Below are 21,282 nucleotides of genomic sequence, written 5' to 3'. Positions count from 1 at the left end.
TTTATAAACAACTATGTCTATAAACTTGAAAATATTGTTGACAAATTATAACGTATAATATATTATTTAGTTAATAAATAATTATTTATTATTAATACACCTTATGAAAATGTTTAAATATAATTAGTAAATTATATTTTATAATTAATTAAAAGAGGGAGAGGTTAATATGAAAAATTTTAGTGAATTTTTAGAAGAAAAGTTGATGCCTATAGCATCAAAATTAGGCTCAAACAAAGTGCTTATCTCAATACGTGATGGTATTACATTAAGCATGCCTTTAATTATCATTGGTTCTTTATTTATGATTATAGCAAGTTTTCCAGTAAAGGCTTGGACTGATTGGTTAACAGCTGTAGGTGTTGATGCTTATTTATGGAAGGGCGTTGATAGTAGTTTTGGATTAATGGGGTTAGTTGCAAGTTTTGGTATTGCTAATAGTTTAGCACGTCAATATGATGTTGATGGTGTTTCAGCAGGAATTATATCTCTTTCTTCTTTTGTTGTTGTAACACCTTTTGTAAGTGGTGAAGCAGGAGCAGGAATCCCAGTAGGATTTATGGGAAGTAAAGGTTTATTTGTAGCTATGATTGTCGGTATTATTTCATCTTTAATTTTTAAGTGGTTCATTAAAAAGGATATACAAATAAAGTTACCAGATGCAGTTCCACCTGCAGTTGCAAGAAGTTTTAGTGCCTTAATTCCAGGTGCAGTTATTATAACATTATGGTTAGTTGTTCTTGGAGTTATGGATAAAGCTAGCATTGGAAATATACATGATTTACTTTTAAAGGTTCTAGGAGGTCCGTTAGGATTACTTGGTAACAATATTTTTGGAACAATTATCGCAGTATTCTTAAATAGTTTATTCTGGATGGTTGGTATTCATGGTGGTAATATTGTAAATAGTATTCTTAAGCCAATTTGGCTTATGAATTCAGATGCAAACCGTCTAATATTCCAAGCTGATGCTACTGCAAAATTACCTAATATTATTACAGAGCCATTTATGGATAACTTTGTATATATCGGTGGTGGGGGAGCTACATTAGGATTAGTAATAGTTATTGCTATTGTAGCAAGACGTAAGAGAGCGAGCCAAATTAGTAAGATGATGGCACCTTTAACATTAACACCTGGTATCTTCAATATTAATGAGCCAGCTATGTTTGGATTACCAATAGTAATGAATTTCTCTTTATTAATACCATTTGTTTTAGCACCAATAGCTAATGCAGTAATTTCATATACAGCAATGGCTTCGGGATTAGTTGCTACTACCACAGGTATTGCTGTTTCATGGACAATGCCACCAATCATTAGTGGGTTCCTTACAACTGGAGGGCATATAAGTGGTTCTATTTTACAAATAGTATTAATACTTGTTGATATAGCAATTTATTGGTTCTTCTATCAAAGTGTTGAAAAGAAGAATTTAGAATTAGAAGCAGCTGAAACAAATTAAGTTAAAATAAATGCAGTTGATATAGATAAAGTTTTGGAGGAATAGTTATGGGTAAAAGATTAATTAGTGCAAATGCTTCAGAAATATTAGGAATGAACGCAGAAGAGTTAAAACAAAGTATTAAAGCAAGTGAAGGAAGGGTTATTCTTTCAGAAAATGTAGCAACAAGGGAATCATTTATAGGAGATATTACTAATTCAGAAATTGCTAGAGCTTTTGGAGCTGATTTAATTCTTCTTAATGGAGTAGATGTTTTAAAGCCATATATATTTGGGCTAGAAGTTAAGGAAGAATCCTTTGTAAAGGAACTACAAAATTTAGTAGGACGTCCTATAGGAGTAAACTTAGAACCAGTAGATTTAGAGGCAAATATGGCTGAGGATCGTTTAACAATCAGTAAGGGTAGACAAGCTAATCTTGAGACAATTAAAGAGATTGAAAGACTTGGAATGAATTTTGTTTGCTTTACTGGAAATCCCGGTACAGGTGTAACAAATACAGAGATTGAAAAGACAATTAAGTTGGCAAAAAAATATTTCTCTGGGTTAATTATTGCAGGTAAGATGCATGGTGCTGGTGTTGATGAACCAGTTGCTGATATGAAAGCTATTGAGTCCTTTATTGAGGCAGGTGCAGATGTTATTTTGGTTCCAGCAGTTGGAACAGTACCTGGTTTTGATGAAAGTGAATTAAAAGAAGTAGTTAAATTAGCACATAGTAAAGGTGCACTTGTATTAAGTGCAATTGGAACTAGCCAAGAAAGCTCTGATGAAGATACTATTAAACAAATTGCTATTCGTAATAAGATTTGTGGAGTAGATATTCAACATATTGGAGATGCAGGCTATGGTGGAGTTGCACCTTATGAAAATATTTTTGCTATGAGCAAGGCTATTCGTGGTGTTCGTCATACTGTATCCATGATTGCACGCTCAATAAATCGTTAATTAAATAAATATTTATATATTGTTATAAATACATAAATATATAAATATATAAATATATAAATATATAGTTAAAATGAGGCTTTGCAAGACTTTTTTGAGAGGAGTCCTAAAATTCATTTAACTATTTAAAATTTATTTTTTAAAAATCAAATTAGGAGTTATGGTTAGAGAATTTAAATTTTAAATTAAGATACAAAAATAGAGGATAGCAATTAGCTATCCTCTTACTTTCAGTACAAATGGAATAGATATTTATTTTTCTGTGACTTGGAGCTTGCGACAGAACAAGCAAAATAAATATCCGCTACACCTTTTTTATAATTAAGGAGTGTATACATATGGAGTAAATAAAATATAAGTTATAGTATCTTTGAGCCAGCCGAATCCAAACAAACCAGCAGTACAAGCATAAAGAACAGCTATGGCAGGTTTGCCTTCATAAAATTTATGTGCTCCTAAGAAACCAAAGAATAGGCAAAGTAAAAGAGCAGTCCATTTGCTTTTTTCTTTTTTAGGTAACCTATTATATTCTTCATAAGGCTCTCTTAATATATCTATAATTTTCATATGTATTCTCCAATCTAAAATACTATTTGATTATATTATACACCATTAATTGTAAATTTATAAAAATAAAAAAGGAAAGTAGATAGAGTAAGTTTATACAACTATCTACTTTCCATATAGTATTTAGAAAATTAATATTAGAAGCTGCCGCCGCCTCCACCATGAGTACTTCCACTGCTACTAGTATGAGTTGTACTATGACTTGAATTATTAGATTGCTTTTGAATCTTTCTTCTAGTAGTATTTTCTCCAACAAATATATCTTGCTTATTAGTTAAGGAGAAAGATCCTTTATCTTCGTAAGTTCTATTGTTAACAGTAACATTTTTCTTAGACCTTAATGTAACCACTAATGTAACTAATAGTGATATTATTAAAGCAATAACATAAGTAGCTGGAGATGTAACTTTCTCTTTTAATCTACTAGAAAAAGGAGGTGGAGTAGAGTCCTCTTCAGTACTTAAATCCTCATCATCAGTAACTACTCCTTTAGTACCATAGTAATCAACTCTTTCTAGGAATTTTCTACTAGCACCTTCATAATCTCCATCTGATAAATAAGGTGTTATATCATTTACCATAGTATCTATTCTAGTATCACTAAATATATTAATTGCCTTTCCTGTTGTAGAAATCCAAATTTCTCTAGCATCCATATTTACTAATAGTAAAATACCTGATTTTTCTGAATCAAAACCATAATTATTATAATCATAAAAATCATCTGCATATTCCATTGAAGTTTTACCCTCTGTATTATCAGTGATAACTATTACTGTATCTAAATTATATTTATTTGCAATTTCATCAATACTACTTTGTAATTGTTGAACTTCAGGTTCTGATAAATAATTTAAATAGTCCTTTATATTTTTAGTTTCAGCTGCCTTAACATTAATGGGTGATAAAGTTATTAAAAATATAAATAAACAAATAAGTGATTTAAATTTTCTAGACAATTGCAGCACCTCCAAACACAATAATTAACCAAGTTATTATAAATAAAATAGATGCATATTTAATCTGACTGCCATGATCAGTAGGAGCTTCACCTATAACTTTCCCGGTTTGTCCATTTATAATAAATTCGTATTTTTTACCTTTGTACTCATTAACTAGTAAATAAATTGGTAACATAGCATAACTATGATCAGTTTTAGTTATGGTAACTCTATTAGAGTTTTGTTTAAAAGTGCTATAACCAGATACTGTTTCAGCTAATCTAGAGCTTAGATATTTTTCAACTCTCTTGCTTGCAACATCTTTTGCTTCTGTTGCATCTACATTATATTTTTCAGCCATAAATCCAGACATATATTTTATAGAGAAATCTGTTAGTTCACCATAATTATATGGCTCTATTTCCTCCATTAAGGAATCATCTAATTTTTTTAATCCATCTACAGGGATCCCGTTATATTTAGAAGTACATTCCCTTATAATACTGTAGTACTTGGTTTGTGTATAATTGTAATCACCATCTGACCAAGTGTGAACTTTTGTACCTTCACCACTAAGTTCTCCTCTTACGTTATTATCAAATAACCAAAAAGGCACATATATACCAGTGATTTTTTCAATACTTTTCTTTTCCTTAAACCCTTTAGGAGCAAATTTCTTTTTCTTAATCCAATCTCTATAGATCTCTTGAGCCTTTTCTTTACCTATTTTAAATGGAATAACACTTTTGGGTGCGAATTTTCCAGAAAACCTAGTTTTAATTATAGAGTGACTTCTGCAATAAATACAAAATGTTGCTGCTGTTGTATCATCAGCTATTAATTCAGCACCACAATTTGTACAAGTATAACTATCTAAATCACCTATATGTTCTTCAGTATGACTGGTATTTTCCTTAGTCATAGCATCAACTTCATCTTCATTAAATTCACTAAAGCAGTAATTACATTTCCATTTTTGAGTTTCAGGATTAAATTCTAATCCTGCATTACAATTAGGACAATTATATTCCGTTATAGTACTCATATTTTCTCCTCCAATAAAATAATCCATAGGATGTTAATAAATAATTTATTTATAAATCTATGTTAAATGTGTAATATATTCCACACAAATGGTATCATAATCTTATATGTGCTGTAAATTGAATTTAGGACTATTGTATGAGTTTGAAAAATATTTTAATAAAAGTATTGACAAGCCATCAAAAACTTGTTATCGTATACATTGTAAGGACTGTTACTGATTCGATCAGGCATGACCAAAAATTAATGTGATTATCTATGGGTGATTATATTAATCTTTGGTCATTTTTTATTTTCAAATATAACAAGGGATGGAGATAATAAAGATGAAGATAGTTAAAAAGTTAAATAATAATGTTGTGTTAGCTTTAAATGATAAAGATGAAGAAATCATTGTTGTTGGAAAGGGATTGGGTTTCCGTAAGACGCCATACGTTTTAGAGGATTTATCATTAATTGAAAAGAAGTATGTAATTCCTGAAAACACAAAGGCTTTTGATATATTAGATTCTATCCCTAATGAAGTGATCAAAGTAACAGAAATGATTATGAGATATGGATATAAAGAACTTAATATAGGATTTAGTCCAGATATCTTATTAGCCTTATCAGATCATATTAATTTTGCTATTCAAAGAAATAATGAAGGGATAGAAATGAGAAATCCACTTCAGTGGGAAATAAAACATCTTTATCCTAAAGAGTATAGTATAGGAAATAATTCTTTAGATATTATTGAAAAAGAATTAGGTATTAGACTTCATAAAAATGAAGCTGCTTTTATAGCACTACATTTTATAAATGCTCAATTGGGTAAGCATGATATGACTGAAACAACTAAGATAACAAGTATAATGGGAGAAATCCTTAATTTAATAAAGTATAAATTCAAAATAGAGTTTGATGAAGATTCATTTGAATTTACAAGGTTTGTAACTCATATAAGATACTTTATAATGAGGCAGGTAAATAATAAACCATTAGAAAATGAAAATAGTGATATGTTGACTCTTATGCAAGATAAGCTAACTGAAGAGTTAGAGTGTGTTGAGATGATAGAGAAACATTTAAATAAAAACTATGGATGGAAGTGTACAAATGATGAAAAATTATATTTGATGCTTCATATTCAAAGAATAAGAAAACAAAATAACTAGGACTGTTACTGATTCGATCAGGCATGACCAAAAATTAATGTGATTGTATAGCTATAACTACAATTATGTTAGTCTTTGGTCATTTTTATTTTAGTTTAATAACTAATAAATCAATGCTAGCTAAGATTTAAAGGTTTTAAATATATATTTTAAACAAAGGTGGAGAGATACATGAATAATAAAGAATTAGCTCAAAAGATTCTTGAGTTAAGTGGTGGAGAAAAAAATATTACATATGTTACTCATTGTGCTACTAGATTAAGACTTGTAGTGAAATCTGAAGCAGAAGTAAATTTAAAAGCAATAGATAGTTTAGAAGGTGTTTTAAAAGCACAACATAGTGGTGGTCAATTACAAGTTGTAATTGGAGCTAAGGTTAACAAGATTTATGATGAATTCACTAAGCTTGGAAATTTTACAAATGATAATGAATCAGATATGCCAAAGGTAAAGAAAAACCCAATCAATGCCTTTATTGAAACTATTTCAGGAATTTTTACTCCAATACTTCCAGCACTTGTTGGATGTGGTATGATGAAGTGTTTATCGTCTTTAATGACATCAACAGGTATGGTAGATCCTTCTACTGGTTTTATTACAATATTTAATATGATAGCTGACTGTGTGTTCTATTTTATGCCATTCTTCTTAGCTGTAAGTGCAGCAAGAAAATTTAAAACTAATGAATATTTAGCAATAGCTTTGGCAGGATGTTTATTACATCCAACAATTTTAAATGCTGCAGGTAAAATTGCTGAAACTGGTATTGATAAAATAGACTTTTTAGGATTACCTATTTTATTAGTTAAGTATACTTCAACAGTAATCCCAATAATATTATCAGTATGGCTTTTAAGTTATGTTTATAAGTTTGTTGAAAAGATAGTTCCAGATTTACTTAAGGTATTACTTGTTCCAATGATAACTTTATTAATTATGGTTCCAGTTCAATTAATAGCAATAGGACCTTTTGGTTCATATGTAGGTACATGGATAGCCGAAGGATTAAACATATTGTTTGCAAAAAGTGGAATTGTTGCAGGTGCTTTATTAGGATTCTTTAGACCTATACTTGTTATGTTTGGTATGCACTATTCAATTATGCCAATGCAAATTCAACAAGTTGCAGAAACTGGAGTTACTGTATTAACTGCAAGTGCTTTAGCAGCTAATCTTGCACAAGCAGGTGCAGCATTTGGTGTATTCTTAAAGACTAGAAATAAGACTATGAAGGCAGCAGCAGGTTCAAGTTCATTAACAGCTCTTTTTGGTATTACAGAACCAGCTATTTATGGTGTTACTTTAAGATTTAAGAAACCTTTCTTTGCTGGATGTTTAGCAGCAGGTTTAGTAAGTGGATTCTTTGGATTAGTAAATGCAAATGCAAATGCTATTGCTCTTCCTGGTATTTTATCACTATCAACTTATAATGCTGATAAATATATTTACATCATAATTGGAGTTGTAGCAGCATTTGTTCTAGGATGTGTATTTACTCTTATTGCAGGGGTTGACGATTCTGTAATGGGTGAAGATAAGAAAGTAGAAGCTAAAGAAGAAACTGTAGTTTCTCATGAAGGTATTACTGTAAAGAGCCCAGTTGAAGGAACAGTTAAAGATTTAGCAGAAGTTAATGATAATGTATTTGCAGAAGGTTTAATGGGAAAAGGAATTGCAATTGAACCTAAGGTTGGTAAAGTTGTAGCTCCATTTGATGGAATAGTAGAAGCTATTTTTAAAACGAATCATGCTATTGGTTTAAAATCTAATGATGGTGCAGAAGTTTTAATTCATATTGGATTAGATACTGTAAATTTAGAAGGTAAACATTTTAAGAGTCATATAGAAAAAGGTCAAACTATAAAAGCAGGAGACCTATTAGTAGAATTTGATATAGATGCAATTAAGAAAGAAGGATATGATGTTATAACTCCAGTTATAATTACAAACTCTGATAATTATAAGGATGTTATGGCAGTAAAGAATGGTGAAGTAACAAATAAAGATGATTTATTAAAATTAATATAAGTAGTAAAAGAGGTAGATTAATATGAAAACAGTATTTCCAGAAAACTTTTTATGGGGAGGTGCCTTATCAGCTTGTCAAGCTGAAGGTGCCTACAATGTAGATGGTAAGACACTTACTATTCCAGAAGTAATGCAATTTAACGCTAAGAACGACAGAAAAGTAACTAAACAGCTTAAAATTACAAGAGAAATGATAGAGGAAGCTAAAAATGATCCAGATACAGTTAAGTATCCAAAGAGAAGAGGAATAGATTTTTATCATACATATAAGGAAGACATGGCCTTATTTAAAGAAATGGGATTTAAGGTATTTAGATATTCAATTTCTTGGGCACGTTTATTCCCAAATGGTGATGATAAAGAGCCAAATGAATTAGGATTAAAGTTCTATGATAGTGTAATAGATGAATGCTTAAAAAATGGAATGGAACCATTAATAACAATATCACATTTTGATTTCCCAATTGTTCTTGTTGAAAAATTTGGTGGATGGTATAACAGAGAATTAATAGATTTATATCTAAGATATTGTGAAGTAATATTTAATAGATATAAAGGGAAAGTTAAGTATTGGGTAACATTTAATGAAATAAACATGAGTATTAAAGCTGGCCCTAAAACAATGGGAGTAATTGATGAAGGACAAGAAAACTATGAAGAGATGTTATTCCAAGCTTTACATCATCAATTTGTTGCAGCTGCAAAGGCTACAAAACTTGCTCATGAAATAGATAAAGAAAATAAGATAGGTAGCATGGTGGCTTACTTTACTACTTACCCTTATACATGTAAGCCTGCAGATGCTTTAGCAATGCAAAAAGATGACCAAATGAAAAACCTATTCTATTTAGATATTCTAAATGGTGGTAAGTACCCTTATTATTCAAAGACATATTTTAAAGAACATAACATTAACCTAGATATTAAAGAGGGAGATTTAGAAGTTATAAAGGAGCATACAGCTGATTTTGTAGGAATGTCATACTACAATTCTATGATATCAAGTAATGATGGAGATCAATTAGAACTTACTGCTGGTAATGTTCACAGCGTTTATAAGAATCCACACCTTGATGCAAATGAATGGGGATGGCAAATTGACCCAATAGGATTAAGGTATACATTAAATCATGTATATGATAGATTTGGATTACCAGTCTTTATACTTGAAAATAGCTCTGGATTCTTTGATGAATTAACAGAGGATAATAAGGTTCACGACCCATATAGAGTAGATTTCTTACGTAAGCATATTGAACAATTAAAGCTTGCTATTGAAGATGGAGTAGAAGTTATTGGTTACACAATGTGGGGACCAATTGACATGATTTCATCAGGAACTTCAGAAATGTCAAAACGTTATGGATTTATATATGTAGACCAAGATGACTATGGCAATGGAACAATGAAGCGCTACAAGAAGGATTCATTCTATTGGTATAAAAATGTTATAGCTACAAATGGAGAAGAGCTATAGTAGATGAAAATACTAAAGAGTATTAGGAAAGTACCAGGGGGACTGCTTATAGTTCCCATGATACTTTCAGCAATAATTAACACTTTCTTTCCTAATATCTTTCAAATAGGGAATCCAACTACAGCACTTTTTACTAATAAAAGTACTATGGTTTTAGTAGGTCTTATGCTATTTGCATCTGGTACGCAATTTAATATAAGAAATATAGTGGATGTTATAAAAAGAACTGGATTGTTATGTATTGGAAAGTTAATAATATCATATTTTATTGGAATATTAGTAATTAAGGCCTTTGGAATAGAAGGGATGTTTGGAATATCAGCAGTTGCTATTATTGCTACAATAACAAGCTGTAATCCAGGACTATATCTAGCTTTAGTTAATGATTATGGAGATGAGATAGATGCAGCAGCTTTTGGATTTTTAAATCTAATAGTGGTACCTGCAGTTCCAATAATGATTTTAAGTTCAGCTAGTGGTCAAGGAATAGATGCAAAAACAATAATAGCAAACCTATTTCCATTTATATTTGGAATGATTTTAGGAAATTTAGATAATGATTTTAAGAAGCTTTATGCACCTGCTACAGTAATACTACTACCTTTTATGGGAATATGCTTTGGTAGCAGTATAAATATTATGGTAGCTTTAAAATCAGGAGTATCAGGAATAGTTCTTACAGCAATATTCTATTTAGTATGTTTATTTCCTCTATTAATATTAGATAGAAAAGTTGGTAAACGCCCTGGCTATGCAGCTATTGCAATGTCATCTGTAGCAGGTTTATCTATTTCAGTACCTTCTTTAGCTGCTGAAATGAGTAAAGTATATGCTCCTTTTATGGATGTTGCAATGTCTCAGATAGCACTAGCATCAATAATAACAAGTGTAATAACTCCTATGATAATTAAATATGTAATTAAGAAATAGCAGATACCTTTATTTTAGGTATCTGTTTTTTTAAAGTCATCATATTAATATAGTAAAATAAAGCAAGGAAATGCTTTACTTAGTTGTTATCAATTATTAGTGAAACAAATAATCAAGTTATAATTTATTATAAGGATGCTTTTTTGTTTGGTCCAACGGAAATAAATATATACTATAAAAGGGATTCTATGATATTTGAAAGGTAAATCTAAATATTATCAGATAATCTTTGGTGATGAAGTTACCTATACATCCTAAACCCCCGTGTTTTATTTAACATAAATTTAAAAAATAGATAGGGAATGTGAATTATTCTTACAAAGTTGATATATAAGTAAAAAAGGTGCTTTAAAACTAATGGATAGGGAAAATTCGTACTTATATTTTAAGAAAGTGCGAATTTATATACAATATAAGGAAAAATTATATATATTTACAATATAAGACATAAACTGTATAATATTGTATGGGAGAAGGGGGCAGATATGAATAATAATACAATGAAATATAACAGAAATTTTATGATAAATAATGAACCAATAAATGAATTAATAGACTCACAAAATATATTTGATAATTTAACATGTGGTGTTTATATAAAAAAGTTGGATGGAGAATTGGTTTATTTAAATAAATTTGTAGAAGAATTACTTAATGATAGCAATTTGTATATGGAAGCAGAAAGACATAAAGAGATAATAGAAAAAGAAGATTTTGGAGTCGTCCATTATGATGAAAACATTAGGCGTGAAATTACCATAATTAAAGATGGTAAAGAGATACAAATGAGTGTTATTAAAAATAGTATTAAAGATAAGGAACAAAATATAATTGGCATTATAGGGATGTTGCAATTATTGCCCGTGGAGATAAATATTAGACGAGAAATAGTAAAAATGATTAATGATAATAAACTAGATACAAAGCATTTATCAAATAAGACTGATTTAATGAGGTCTCTTAATTTTATAGCCTCAAGAATCCAGAATTACATAGATTGTGAAGGATTGAGTATCTGGTTACATAACTATAAAAACGATTTCATGGAAAGGTTCGCAAAATGTGGCAATGTTTATGATATAGATAGCATTGAATATGATGATATAAATATAAAGTATAAAGAATTGTACTCTTTAAAGGAGGGGCTTTTAAGTAAGAGCGATAAACTTAATTTACAAAGAAAAGCAGGAATCATTGCAGTTGAAGGTAATGTTGCTGTATATAAAATTGTATTAAAGGAAGAATTAATAGGTATTTTATGTGTGAAGTTTAAGGATAACGATAGTTTTATGAATTTCCAACATGATTATTTAAAATCCATTTGTTCAGAAATAGCTCTCATGGTTAATAAATGCAAAATACAAAGATGTATAGTAGATGAATCAGAAAAAAGAGTTTATAAAGAAAAAGAATTAGAAGATTATGTAGAAATATCAACAGATTTAATAGCGACTCTCGACTGTAATGGAAAATTTATAAAGGTTAACGATCAATGGACTAACATCTTAGGATGGAGTGCTGAGGAAATGCTAGGGATGAGTTTTTATGATTTAGTTGATCAAGATAGTATAAATAGGCACCATTTTTATAAAAATAATCTGGGCAATAATGATGATTTAGTAGATTTTACTGATAGATACTTGGCAAAAGATAATACATATAAGTATCTAATTTTAAAAAGTAAATATGTTCAAAGTAAGAAAGAGTATATTATTACAGGAAAGGATATAACTCAGGATGTAGACGTTAAAAACAAGTTAGAAGAAATGAAAAAGGCTATAGAATTTGAAAGCAAGAAAAATGATTTCTTTACAAATATATCACATGAGCTTAAAACTCCTATCAATATAATTCTTGGAAGTAATCAGTTGATGGAATTAAACTATAAAAATCATAATATAACAGATGAAAAGCTTAAGAATTCTATTAATTTAACAAAGCAAAATTCCTATAGGTTATTAAAATTAGTAGGCAATTTCTTAGATATAAGTAAAATGGGAGCAGGTTTTTATGAGATAGAGCCTATAAATACTAATATAGTTAGTGTTGTAGAAAATATAGGTCAGTCTGTTGAACCCTATATGGCAGCTAAAAAAATTCAGTTTATATTTGATACCGAAACAGAAGAAGAAATAGTGGCTTGTGATCCAGATAAAATTGAAAGAATAGTATTAAACCTATTATCTAATGCTATAAAATATACTAATGAAAATGGAAAAATATTTGTGAATGTAGCATCTAAAGAAAGTGTAGTTGAAATATCAGTAGAAGATACAGGAACAGGAATTCCAAAGGATAAGGTTGAGAAAGTGTTTAATAGATTTGAACAAGTTGACCCATCACTTGTTAAGAAAAGAGAAGGTTGTGGAATTGGTCTTTCTCTTACTAAGCATCTAGTAGAAATGCATGGTGGAGAAATATGGGTTGAAAGCCAAGAAGGAAAAGGCAGTAAGTTTATATTTACGATTCCTAAACAGTTAGTAAATAATCAAACAGATGAAGCAATGGATATTTTAGATGATTCTACTAGAGTAGATAAGTGTAGAATAGAATTTTCAGATATTTATAGTATACAATAAACATTTCATAATAATTCTGCTTAACAAGTTAGTTAAGCAGCATTATTATATTAAGTTTTTATTTTTCTAAATTCTAAGGGGGTCTTTCCGTGAACTTTTTTGAACATTTTTATAAAGTTTCCACTATAGTTATATCCAACTAATTTGGCTATTTCATCTATACTTAATTGAGTAGTAGATAGTAGATTTTCTGCAATAGTCATTCTTATAGAAGTGGTATATTGGCTAATGGACATATGATATTTAGCAGAAAAACCTGCCTTTAGTTTTTGTTCATTTAGAAAAACCATCTTACTTAAGCTTTTTATAGTAGGGGGATTGCATGCCTCCTTAGTTAAAATCTCATGAGCTTTTTGTATTGCACTTGCATCTGAAGCTGTTAAGGTTACATATCTATCTTTTCCTATTTTTATCTCTCCATAATTTAATTGATTTGTAAAAACATTTTTAGAAGAGGAATCTATTTCTTTATTAATTAATGCGATACATTCTAATATCTTACTTTCTAAATATAGTAGACTAAGTTCATTAATTTCTGCCAAGTTTCTTAAGTTTTGAATAATTGTAGCTATTTCAAGAGGAAGATAGTGATAAGTATAGTTTATGATAAAGTTATCAAAACTCATGCTACTTGGAAAGTTTGGCTTAATTATTTCATCAAAATACTTTTTATATATGGTTATTTCTGCTCCGTGGAAGTGCTGACCTTTCTTCCAAGCCTGTTTTCCCTTTAAACCTCTCTCTGCCACAAAGAAGGAAGATGGAGAAAAAGAGGAAAGGGGGCTGTCTTCAATTTGAAAATTAGTTTCACCTTTATATACTGTTCCAAAACGTATAAGTTCTTCCTTATGCTCAAAGGAAAGTGAAAAGTTAGAGGGGATTGTATAATCTCCAATTCCAAAGTCATAATATCCCTCCCTTGAATATTTAATAAAAAATCCAAGCTCAGGTTTCTCCTTATTTTTGTATATGGTGTAATGTCCCATAGGATATGGAGTAAAAGTCATATATTCTAAAACTCTATTTTGAAATTCTTTAGTTGTTTTGCAAATCATAGCTTATTCCTTTGTTAAAATATTTATTTAGCTCTTGGTTATAATATTGTTAATAACTTAGATTATTATAGCAGAAAATAATTAAATTAGATGATAAAATTATTAAATTAGGTGAAGAGATTGAAATGAGAATCAATCTCACATACAATTAGACCAGTAAAATAAAGATAGAATTTAGTTATAGATTAATACGGAGGTATGATATGAAGAAGAATATATTAAAGACATTAGTTGTTTCATGTTTAGCTGCTATGATGTTAGTAGGATGTGGAACTAATAGTGGGTCAAATAACGATAAATCATCAGAAAAGAAGGTTACTGTTACTGATGTAAGAGGGGAAGTTGAAATACCTGCAAACCCTGAAAGAATAGTAGATTTAAGTGGTAATAGTGATATATTATCAATTTTAGGATATAAGGTTGTAGGAACTGCAAATAGTGATGCTTATGATTACACTAAGTTCCCAACATATTTAGAAGAAACTTTAAAGGGAGCAGAAATTCTAGGCTATAGCATGCAAGATACTATGGATGTAGAAGCAGTTATGAACTTAAATCCAGATTTAATTGTTATATCAACAGTTCAAGAAAAGATGTATGATCAATTAAGTGAAATTGCTCCAACAGTTATGATTCAATTAGAAGCATTAAACTGGAAAGATGATGTTAAAGCTTTTGCAAAGGTATTTAATAAAGAAGATGTTGCTAATAAGTGGTTAGCAGATTATGAAGCAAAGGCTAAGAAAGCTGGAGATAAGATTAAAGCAGAATATGGTGAAAATACAACTTATCTTTCATTCTTAGCAAGTGGTGGACAATTCTTTATATTTGATGGAGCAGGATTTGGTAGCGTATTATATGAAGATATGGGTCTAGCTAAACCTGAAGGAATGCCAGAACAAAGCGATATTAGCTTACCAGTTGTAACTTATGAAGGGTTAGCTTCAATTAAATCAGATTATATCTTCTTAATTTCAACACCAGAAGATTTAAAGCAACTTGAAAGTAATGCTATATGGAATAGCTTACCTGCATTAAAAGAAGGTAAGGTTGTAGTATTAGAATCATCACCTTACTTTAACCAAGGATATAGCTCAATAGGTAGACAATTATTAGTAGATGAAATAGGTGAAATGTTAAATGAAACAAAGTAAGAAACATACAACAATTTTTGTAATTGGTAGTTTGTTACTTTTAATAGGAGGACTGATTCTGGCTATAAGGCTAGGATCCGTCCATATTAATTTTTCAGACATTTGGAATAGTATCTTTAATTATAGTGAAACATTAGAACTTATGCTTATTAGGGATGTACGAATTCCAAGAGCACTTTCTGTATTGTTAACAGGAGGTATTTTAGGAGTAACAGGTGCCATGATTCAAGGCATTACTAGAAATCCAATAGCTGAACCATCTATATTAGGTGTAAGCCAAGGGGCAACTTTAGTAATAGCTATTTTTTATGCAATGGGTATTGCTATCAATACTCAAAATGTAATGATAGCTTCTTTTATAGGAGCATTAATAACAGGAATCATAGTTTTAGGATTTATATCTAAGAAAGCAAATAATAATTCTATTGCAAAGATACTTCTAGCAGGAACAGCTATGAGTACATTTTTTCTTTCATTAACAACAGTAATAGGATTATTATCAAATCAATCTCAAATGATAGGTTTTTGGGTATCAGGAGGCTTTAGAAATGCAAGCTGGTCTGACTTTAAACTTGTATTTATTGTAGGAACAATTGGACTTATTATAGCAATTTTATTATCCCCAAAAATAAATATTTTAAATCTTGGAGACGATGTTGCTATAGGGCTTGGTGAAAATCCTGAAAAGATAAGATTCTTAACTCTTATGGTTATGATACCAATGTGTGCAGCAGCAGTTGCAGTAGGGAAAAATATAGCCTTTGTTGGACTTATAGTTCCTCAAATAGTTAGAAAATTACTTGGTGAAGATTATAGAAGAAACATACCTTGTGCCTTTTTACTAGGAGCAGTTCTTTTAACTTATGCAGATATTGCAGCAAGAATGTTATTTGCTCCTTATGAAACTCCAATTGGTGTGTTTACAGCCTTAATAGGAATACCATTCTTTATATCAGTAGCTAGAAAGGAGAGGGGATAATGAAGAAAAAAAGATTTAAAATTGCTTTAATAGTTTTATTAGCCTTATTAGTTCTCTCTTTTGTAGTTACCTTATGTTGGGGAACTTATAAGGTTTCTGTAGGAGAAGTCATAAATACCTTACTTGGTAATGGTACAAGACTTCAAAATACAGCAATATTAAATATTAGATTACCTAGACTTTTAGTTGGTGCTTTTGTAGCAATTGCCTTATCAACAGCAGGTGCAATTCTTCAAACTATAACTAAAAATGATTTAGCAGATACAGGAATAATAGGTATAAATGCTGGTGCAGCAGTAGCAGCAGTTTTATTTATTACATATCAAACATCTAATTATTATAGTGAGCTTGGTCAACTTTCAATTTTTGTATTGCCACTTATGGCTATTATAGGTGCAGCCTTAACTTCTTTTGTAATATACATGCTATCTAGTAGACATGGAATAAGACCTAAAAGACTTTTATTAATAGGTATAGGGCTAAACGCTGGCTTAAATGCATTTATAACCTTCTTTACTTTTAGAGGAGGAGTTGGAGATTATAATAGAGTATTAGTATGGACTTCAGGAAGCCTTTGGGGGTCAGGATGGAGCTATGCTAAAGTAATTATTCCAATAGTTACACTTATGTTTGGGTTAGTTATGTTAAATCATAAGAAGCTAGATGTTTTAAATCTTTCTGATGAACTTGCCTTATCTTTAGGGCTAAATTTAGAAAGGGAAAGAAAGAAGTTCTTAAGCTATGCAGTTATATTAGCAGGTACAGCAACAGCTTTTGCAGGAAATATTGGATTTTTAGGACTTATATCTCCTCATATAGCTAAAAAGTTAGTTGGGCCATATCATAAGAACTTCGTTGTAATATCAGCAATGATTAGTGTAATAATAGTTCTTCTTGCGGATTCAGTTTCAAGAAATCTATTTTCTCCAATAGAAATTCCAGTGGGAATTACAGTGTCTATATTTGGAGTACCATATTTTATTTATTTAATGATGAAGGAGAAATAATTATGGAAGCTATTAGTGTAAGGAACTTATCAGTATCATATGAAAATAATACGATAATTGAAAATATGGATTTAAGTTTCCCAAAGGGAAAAATAAGTATAATAATTGGAGCAAATGGATGTGGAAAATCAACTTTGCTTAAGACCATATCTAGAATTAATAAGCCTAAAGCAGGAGATATCTTTATAAATAATAAAAATATAAAGAAGATAAAGGAAAAGAATATAGCAAAGGAAGTTGCCTTTCTTCCTCAAGGACCAGTTTGTCCAAGTGGTCTTACTGTAAGAGAACTTGTAGCCTTTGGAAGATTTCCACATCAAAAAATGATAGGAGGACTTAATAGCCATGATAAGGAAGTTATTGATTGGGCTATAAAAGAAACAGGTCTTAGTGAATTTGCTGACAGAGAAGTTGAAAATCTTTCTGGTGGTCAAAGACAGAGAGCTTGGATTGCTATGACTTTAGCACAAGAAACAGAAATTATAATGCTTGATGAACCTACTACTTATTTAGATATGTCTTATCAACTTGAAGTGTTAGAGGTGCTTCAAAGGCTTAATAAAGAAAAGAATATTACAGTAGTTATAGTTTTACATGAGCTTAATAATGCATGTAGATTTGCAGATAACATTATTGGACTTAAAAAAGGTAAAGTAATATGCCAAGGAAAGCCTATGAATGTAATTAATAAAGAAACATTAAAAGAAATTTACGGGATAGATGCCAACCTTAAAGAAAGTGAAAATGGTGAATATCCAATATGTACAGAGTACGAGCTTTTTAGGGAGGGTGCATGAGAAATAAAAACTTTATAATAATAGTTATAGGGCAGATTATTTCACTGTTTGGAAATGCTATTCAAAGATTTAGTATGTCCCTATACTTATTAGAATTTACAGGTAGCACAGCTGCCTTTGCCAATATATTAGCAATATCAACAATACCTTATATACTATTTGCACCAATTGCAGGAAGACTTTCAGATAAGATAAATAGAAAAAAGGTAATGGTTTATTTAGACTTATTCTGTTCAATTTTAATAGGGGTATATGCCCTTATATTGCTTAGAGGAAGAGATAGTGAATTAATAGTAGCCATAGTAATGTTTATGTTATCTGTATGTTATACACTATATGGCCCAGCAGTAGTGTCTTCAATTCCACAAATAGTTGAAGAAGATAAGCTAACATCAGCAAATGGAATAATTAATCAAGTAGGATCTGTTGTTAACTTCCTTGGACCAATACTTGCAGGAGTTCTTTATGGGTTAGTAGGTATAAAATTAATAGTAATAATAAATGCCATAAGCTTTTTAGTATCAGCAATTATGGAGTTATTCTTAGATATTCCAGATGTAGCTAGGGCGGATGAGGCTACAGATAATGGCAAGGTGTTATCTATAGACTTTATAAAGAAATCCTTTATAGATATGGGGCATAGCTTTGTATATTTAAAGAAAGAAAAGAAGATAATATTAGGAATTATAGCTTCATATGCTTTATGTAATATATTCTTAGTACCTATATTATCAATAGTAGCACCATACTTTATAAATATACTACTTGCACTACCTTCACAAGTTTATGGAGTAGTAGAAGGAATATGTGTTTTAGGTATGATTTTAGGTGGTTTTTGGATAAGTATAAAACCAAAGATGTTTTCTATGAAGAAAGTACATTATACATACATTCCTATGATAGTAGGGGTTACTTTAATGGCTACATTAGGATTTATTAGATTAAATAATTATGTATTAGCTGGACTCTTTGGAATTAGTGGTATGGCAATTATGCTATCCTTATCTTTATCAAATGTGCTAACATTAACTTTCATTCAACAAGAGGTGCCTTCAGATATGCTAGGACGTGTATCAGCCTTTTCTACAGCAGTAGCAACTATAAGTGTTGCACCTGGACAGTTGTTGTTTGGACAAGTAATAGATATGGGAATACATATAGGAGTTATATTGATAATAACAGCTATAGTTAATATTGGCCTTATTGCATTTGTTAAGTGGAATGTAAGAGAATTAAATTAAATATTTTTTATATTTAGTATAAGTGGGTGGATATTTGTTTTGAGGGTGAACAGCAAAATGAATATCCACCCTTTTTTATACCTTACTGGATAATTTTTTGTATGTGCTTAATTTATAGTTAACGTTTTTTTCATAGTCAAATTTAAAATAACAAGTATAGATACAATCTAAAAGATATAATAAAGATAGTCTTGTTGAAAAGGATGAAATTTTATTAAAGTGATTTTCATTTGAACTTAAATACAAATGATAGTCAGCATATTTAGTAATTGGATTCTCATTTGTAGAGGAAATTAAAATAATTGGGGTATTATTCTTTTTTTAAATATTAGCTAAGTTTTCTGCTATTAGCCCTCTACCTTCAAAAGAAACAATTATTGCAACATGTTTTTCATCACTAGTAGAAACAGTTAAAAGTTGATGATATTCTTCTATAGGAACATTTATAAAAGTGCCTATTTCTTGCATTTGAAACTTAAAGTTTTCTGCAAAATATATGTTTCCAGCAGAAGTATAAAAATCAATATATTTAGCTTTTTTTAGAATACTTGCTACCAATTTTAATACATTTAAATCTATTAAATTCAAAGAAGACTGTATAGTTTGCTCATATAGTTCTTTCATTTTTAATACAACTTGATTTTGTGTTTCATTTTGTTTAAAGGGATAATCGAAATTTAATGAATTTTGCTCCTTTAAATACTCATTAATTGATAAGGAGATTTGTACTTTTAATTCAGCCAAGCCAGCTAAACCTACCTTTTTACATAGCCTATAAATGCTTGATGTTGAAATGAAACAAGCTTTGCTAATTTCAGAAGCACTCATTTTTATAAAGTTTTCAGGATTATCCTGCATATAGCATACCAATGTTTTTTCATTTTGAGTTAAATCTGTTAATTTATCTAGTTTACTAAAAATGTTCATGAAGATCACCTCATGAACATTATACAACATATTATTTAACTTTCTAATCCTTTTATATATTTGCTTAGGGTATAAGCAATACCATCTTCTTCATTAGATAATGTAATTTCATTAGCTATAGCTTTTAAATCATCTACAGCATTCTCCATAGCAACTCCAATACCAGCATATTTAACCATTGAAGCATCATTGTGGCCATCTCCAAAAGCAATCATTTCATCTTTTTTATATCCCATAGGAATAAGCACAGTGTCTAATGCTTTTGCTTTATCAATGCCTTTTGCAGTAAATTCAAAATAGAAAGCTCCTGTAAACATACAGTTTAATGTATCCTTAAAAGGCTCCATCATTTCTTTATAATGCTCTTGTAAATATTCAGGATCACCAGCAGTTAAAATTTTATTTAGTGGATAGTCTGCAAAAGCAGCTAAATCATCAATTTCACATAGTTTAAACTTACCACCACGAGACTCATATTTAATTACATTAAAAGGTGCTCCATTAAATTGGATTTCATTATCAAAAACATTATTAACATACATGTAGTCATCTTTATCAATCATAGGTTTCACTTTAAATTTCTTCATGTGTTCAAGAACAGCTTGTCCTTGTTCTATGGTCATAGTTTCATTAAATAAAACTTTATTAGTTTCACAGTCAACTACCTTTGAACCATTAAAAGAAACTAAAAGGCCATGATTTTCATTCATTTTTAATTCCTTTGCAAAATCCATTAATCCAGATGTAGGTCTTCCAGATGCTAATATTAGGATAGCTCCTAGCTCTTGGGCTTTAATTAAAGCGTTTTTAGTTTTTTTTGAAATTTCTTTTTTGCTGTTAGTTAATGTACCATCAACATCCATAATAATTACTTTAATGTTACTCATATATCTTCCCCCTTCGTTATATAGTTAGTGTAAAGTTTTTTACACTACTTTTCTTTTTAAATCTTTATATATCAAGGTTTCGAAAGTTTTTTTGCATAAA

At 29.8% G+C, this 21,282-nt stretch carries 18 protein-coding genes and 1 pseudogene; 12 read left to right on the top strand and 7 right to left on the bottom strand.

The annotated features are described in order from the left end of the window. The first annotated feature begins 169 nt into the window (after positions 1-169). On the top strand, positions 170-1,465 hold the full coding sequence (locus tag I4V16_RS00090) for a PTS sugar transporter subunit IIC (RefSeq protein ID WP_049179202.1): 1,296 nt from the start codon (positions 170-172) through the stop codon (positions 1,463-1,465). Positions 1,466-1,512: 47 nt separating this feature from the next. Beyond that, complete coding sequence (locus I4V16_RS00085; RefSeq protein WP_049179203.1) at positions 1,513-2,412, top strand: PEP phosphonomutase; 900 nt, start codon at positions 1,513-1,515, stop codon at positions 2,410-2,412. Positions 2,413-2,733: 321 nt separating this feature from the next. Here the strand turns inward: I4V16_RS00085 and I4V16_RS00080 are convergent, their stop codons facing one another. From I4V16_RS00080 to I4V16_RS00070, 3 genes are all read right to left on the bottom strand, one after another. Next, on the bottom strand, positions 2,734-2,979 hold the full coding sequence (locus I4V16_RS00080; RefSeq protein WP_049179204.1) for a TM2 domain-containing protein: 246 nt from the start codon (positions 2,977-2,979) through the stop codon (positions 2,734-2,736). A gap of 137 nt (positions 2,980-3,116) precedes the next feature. Next, positions 3,117-3,938 (bottom strand): TPM domain-containing protein, encoded by an 822-nt coding sequence (locus tag I4V16_RS00075; RefSeq protein WP_049179205.1) that lies wholly within the window; start codon positions 3,936-3,938, stop codon positions 3,117-3,119. Further along, complete coding sequence (locus tag I4V16_RS00070) at positions 3,931-4,965, bottom strand: hypothetical protein (RefSeq protein ID WP_049179206.1); 1,035 nt, start codon at positions 4,963-4,965, stop codon at positions 3,931-3,933. Before I4V16_RS00070 ends, I4V16_RS00075 begins: the two co-directional genes overlap by 8 nt. Before the next feature lie 325 nt (positions 4,966-5,290). Here I4V16_RS00070 and I4V16_RS00065 point away from each other — a divergent pair, with 325 nt between their 5' ends. The 5 genes from I4V16_RS00065 to I4V16_RS00045 all read left to right on the top strand — a co-directional run bounded on the left by I4V16_RS00065 (position 5,291) and on the right by I4V16_RS00045 (position 13,135). Further along, positions 5,291-6,121 carry a PRD domain-containing protein gene (locus I4V16_RS00065; protein ID WP_195966345.1) on the top strand — a complete coding sequence of 277 codons (831 nt, stop codon included), beginning with the start codon at positions 5,291-5,293 and terminating at the stop codon, positions 6,119-6,121. Positions 6,122-6,292: 171 nt separating this feature from the next. Continuing rightward, positions 6,293-8,149: a beta-glucoside-specific PTS transporter subunit IIABC gene (locus I4V16_RS00060; protein ID WP_049179208.1), complete on the top strand. Its 1,857-nt coding sequence runs from the start codon at positions 6,293-6,295 to the stop codon at positions 8,147-8,149. A 22-nt stretch (positions 8,150-8,171) separates the two neighbouring features. After that, entirely contained in the window at positions 8,172-9,626 is a 1,455-nt protein-coding gene (locus I4V16_RS00055; protein WP_099330159.1) for a glycoside hydrolase family 1 protein, read from the top strand. Positions 9,627-9,629: 3 nt separating this feature from the next. After that, positions 9,630-10,556, top strand: coding sequence for a 2-keto-3-deoxygluconate permease (locus I4V16_RS00050; RefSeq protein ID WP_049179210.1), 927 nt, complete (start codon positions 9,630-9,632; stop codon positions 10,554-10,556). 485 nt (positions 10,557-11,041) lie between these two features. After that, entirely contained in the window at positions 11,042-13,135 is a 2,094-nt protein-coding gene (locus I4V16_RS00045; RefSeq protein ID WP_195541770.1) for an ATP-binding protein, read from the top strand. A 50-nt stretch (positions 13,136-13,185) separates the two neighbouring features. Here I4V16_RS00045 and I4V16_RS00040 read toward each other — a convergent pair whose 3' ends face one another. Then, on the bottom strand, positions 13,186-14,190 hold the full coding sequence (locus tag I4V16_RS00040; RefSeq protein WP_111937209.1) for a helix-turn-helix domain-containing protein: 1,005 nt from the start codon (positions 14,188-14,190) through the stop codon (positions 13,186-13,188). Between the two features lie 203 nt (positions 14,191-14,393). On the opposite strand from I4V16_RS00040, the gene I4V16_RS00035 reads away from it, so the two are divergent. From I4V16_RS00035 to I4V16_RS00015, 5 genes are read left to right on the top strand one after another with little or no spacing between them, the layout of a single operon-like run. Continuing rightward, a complete protein-coding gene (locus I4V16_RS00035) occupies positions 14,394-15,344 on the top strand; it encodes an iron-hydroxamate ABC transporter substrate-binding protein (RefSeq protein WP_195966344.1) in 951 nt (316 codons plus the stop codon). Next, complete coding sequence (locus tag I4V16_RS00030; RefSeq protein WP_049179877.1) at positions 15,331-16,323, top strand: iron ABC transporter permease; 993 nt, start codon at positions 15,331-15,333, stop codon at positions 16,321-16,323. The genes I4V16_RS00035 and I4V16_RS00030 overlap by 14 nt, the downstream gene beginning before the upstream one ends. Then, entirely contained in the window at positions 16,323-17,330 is a 1,008-nt protein-coding gene (locus I4V16_RS00025) for an iron ABC transporter permease (RefSeq protein ID WP_195966343.1), read from the top strand. Before I4V16_RS00030 ends, I4V16_RS00025 begins: the two co-directional genes overlap by 1 nt. A gap of 2 nt (positions 17,331-17,332) precedes the next feature. Further along, positions 17,333-18,127 (top strand): ABC transporter ATP-binding protein, encoded by a 795-nt coding sequence (locus I4V16_RS00020; RefSeq protein WP_099330157.1) that lies wholly within the window; start codon positions 17,333-17,335, stop codon positions 18,125-18,127. Continuing rightward, entirely contained in the window at positions 18,124-19,368 is a 1,245-nt protein-coding gene (locus I4V16_RS00015; protein ID WP_049179872.1) for an MFS transporter, read from the top strand. Before I4V16_RS00020 ends, I4V16_RS00015 begins: the two co-directional genes overlap by 4 nt. A 75-nt stretch (positions 19,369-19,443) precedes the next feature. Here I4V16_RS00015 and I4V16_RS17625 read toward each other — a convergent pair. From I4V16_RS17625 to I4V16_RS00005, 3 genes and pseudogenes are all read right to left on the bottom strand, one after another. Then, positions 19,444-19,677 (bottom strand): annotated as a pseudogene (locus I4V16_RS17625) (MurR/RpiR family transcriptional regulator); the annotation flags it as partial. A gap of 12 nt (positions 19,678-19,689) precedes the next feature. Then, complete coding sequence (locus I4V16_RS00010; RefSeq protein WP_243278415.1) at positions 19,690-20,295, bottom strand: MurR/RpiR family transcriptional regulator; 606 nt, start codon at positions 20,293-20,295, stop codon at positions 19,690-19,692. A 35-nt stretch (positions 20,296-20,330) separates the two neighbouring features. Then, positions 20,331-21,182: a Cof-type HAD-IIB family hydrolase gene (locus I4V16_RS00005; RefSeq protein ID WP_049179869.1), complete on the bottom strand. Its 852-nt coding sequence runs from the start codon at positions 21,180-21,182 to the stop codon at positions 20,331-20,333. Between the last annotated feature and the right edge of the window lie 100 nt (positions 21,183-21,282).

This window comes from Clostridium sp. 1001283B150210_160208_E6 (genome assembly GCF_015669365.1).
GTDB lineage: Bacteria > Bacillota > Clostridia > Clostridiales > Clostridiaceae > Clostridium > Clostridium paraputrificum.
This window is presented reverse-complemented; position numbering and strand designations above follow the sequence as displayed.

Coding starts and splice junctions, on each gene's coding strand:
- I4V16_RS00055 (WP_099330159.1), top strand. CDS start 8,172: ATGAAAACAGTATTTCCAGAAAACTTTTTATGGGGAGGTGCCTTATCA.
- I4V16_RS00015 (WP_049179872.1), top strand. CDS start 18,124: ATGAGAAATAAAAACTTTATAATAATAGTTATAGGGCAGATTATTTCA.
- I4V16_RS00030 (WP_049179877.1), top strand. CDS start 15,331: ATGAAACAAAGTAAGAAACATACAACAATTTTTGTAATTGGTAGTTTG.
- I4V16_RS00025 (WP_195966343.1), top strand. CDS start 16,323: ATGAAGAAAAAAAGATTTAAAATTGCTTTAATAGTTTTATTAGCCTTA.
- I4V16_RS00070 (WP_049179206.1), bottom strand. CDS start 4,965: ATGAGTACTATAACGGAATATAATTGTCCTAATTGTAATGCAGGATTA.
- I4V16_RS00010 (WP_243278415.1), bottom strand. CDS start 20,295: ATGAACATTTTTAGTAAACTAGATAAATTAACAGATTTAACTCAAAAT.
- I4V16_RS00020 (WP_099330157.1), top strand. CDS start 17,333: ATGGAAGCTATTAGTGTAAGGAACTTATCAGTATCATATGAAAATAAT.
- I4V16_RS00080 (WP_049179204.1), bottom strand. CDS start 2,979: ATGAAAATTATAGATATATTAAGAGAGCCTTATGAAGAATATAATAGG.
- I4V16_RS00085 (WP_049179203.1), top strand. CDS start 1,513: ATGGGTAAAAGATTAATTAGTGCAAATGCTTCAGAAATATTAGGAATG.
- I4V16_RS00040 (WP_111937209.1), bottom strand. CDS start 14,190: ATGATTTGCAAAACAACTAAAGAATTTCAAAATAGAGTTTTAGAATAT.
- I4V16_RS00050 (WP_049179210.1), top strand. CDS start 9,630: ATGAAAATACTAAAGAGTATTAGGAAAGTACCAGGGGGACTGCTTATA.
- I4V16_RS00045 (WP_195541770.1), top strand. CDS start 11,042: ATGAATAATAATACAATGAAATATAACAGAAATTTTATGATAAATAAT.
- I4V16_RS00035 (WP_195966344.1), top strand. CDS start 14,394: ATGAAGAAGAATATATTAAAGACATTAGTTGTTTCATGTTTAGCTGCT.
- I4V16_RS00065 (WP_195966345.1), top strand. CDS start 5,291: ATGAAGATAGTTAAAAAGTTAAATAATAATGTTGTGTTAGCTTTAAAT.
- I4V16_RS00060 (WP_049179208.1), top strand. CDS start 6,293: ATGAATAATAAAGAATTAGCTCAAAAGATTCTTGAGTTAAGTGGTGGA.
- I4V16_RS00090 (WP_049179202.1), top strand. CDS start 170: ATGAAAAATTTTAGTGAATTTTTAGAAGAAAAGTTGATGCCTATAGCA.
- I4V16_RS00005 (WP_049179869.1), bottom strand. CDS start 21,182: ATGAGTAACATTAAAGTAATTATTATGGATGTTGATGGTACATTAACT.